Annotated in this window: 1 protein-coding gene; it reads left to right on the plus strand. The window is 30.5% G+C overall.

Annotated elements, in window-relative coordinates:
• Positions 1-215: 215 nt before the first annotated feature.
• Positions 216-1,193, plus strand: coding sequence for an IS110 family RNA-guided transposase (locus B5X64_RS22465; RefSeq protein WP_079467335.1), 978 nt, complete (start codon positions 216-218; stop codon positions 1,191-1,193).
• The last annotated feature ends 13 nt before the right edge of the window (positions 1,194-1,206 follow it).

Raw genomic sequence — 1,206 nt, forward strand, 5'->3', positions numbered from 1 at the left:
ACTCCTTTAGATTTATACTAGGAAAAATAATATATTTATGTAAGAAGAGAAAAGTGTTTAAGTAAACTAAGATACACTCCGAGTAAAACTCATAGTTCGATTAAGACTTAAACACTTTCTTATCAAAAACTCGGATAGAAATTCGGGATACAAGCCCATTATTAAGGAGTTGAGATGATGATAAGTTTCTCTTTTAAATTAATCAAAACAAATTTATGGAAAAAGTTTTTATTGGAATTGATATCAGTAAGCTAACGCTGGATGTTTTCGTTAATAGTTGTTCGAAAACACAACATTACCAAATTGAGAACTGCTCAAAAGCCATCAAAAAGTTCTTTAAAAGTTTCTCCAATGATGCAAATACTGTTGTAGGAATGGAGAATACCGGAAGATATAATTTTGAACTTTATGAAGTTTTAAGTAATTTAAATTTATTGGTTTTTGTTATCAATCCACTTCATTTAAAGAAAAGTATTGGTCTTCTAAGAGGTAAAAACGATAAACTCGACAGTCAGAGAATAGGTATTTTTTTGGAGAAAAACTATATGGACCTACAGCCTTGGATTGCAAAATCTAGTGAAATTCAAAAGATAAGTTTACTCAATTCTGAACGCAGGCATAGAGTGAAAATAAAATCCGGTTTATTGAGGCAGATGAAAGATTTAAGCTTTCTTAAAAATCATACAGATAAGGAAATTATTAAACTCAACAAGCAATTGATTTTACTCTTAGATAAACAGATTAAAACAATTGAGAAAAAGATGGTAGAAATTATTGAGTCTGATATAGAATTAAAAGACAAATACGCAAGAATACAGACTGTTCCGGGTGTTGGAAAAGTATTGGCTACTATGTTGATTGTGAAAACGAATGGTTTTACAGAAATTCTATCGGCACGAAAGATGGCTTGTTATTCAGGTGTAGTTCCGTTTGATCATCGATCGGGTTCATCAATTTATTACAAACCTCGAGTCTCTACAATGGCAGACAAAGAATTAAAAAAGATTTTACACTTAGCTGCCCTGAGTTCCATAAGATTAAAAAATGACCTCGCTTTATATTTTCAAAGAAAGGTTCTTGAAGGAAAGAATAAGATGTCTGTATTAAATGCGATTAGAAATAAAATCATACACAGAGTTTATGCTTTAATTAAAAACAATTCTGTGTATGAAAACAACTTGCAAATGTCATAGAAATCGAACTGAC

It is taken from the genome of Chryseobacterium balustinum, from assembly GCF_900168205.1.
Taxonomy (GTDB): domain Bacteria; phylum Bacteroidota; class Bacteroidia; order Flavobacteriales; family Weeksellaceae; genus Chryseobacterium; species Chryseobacterium balustinum.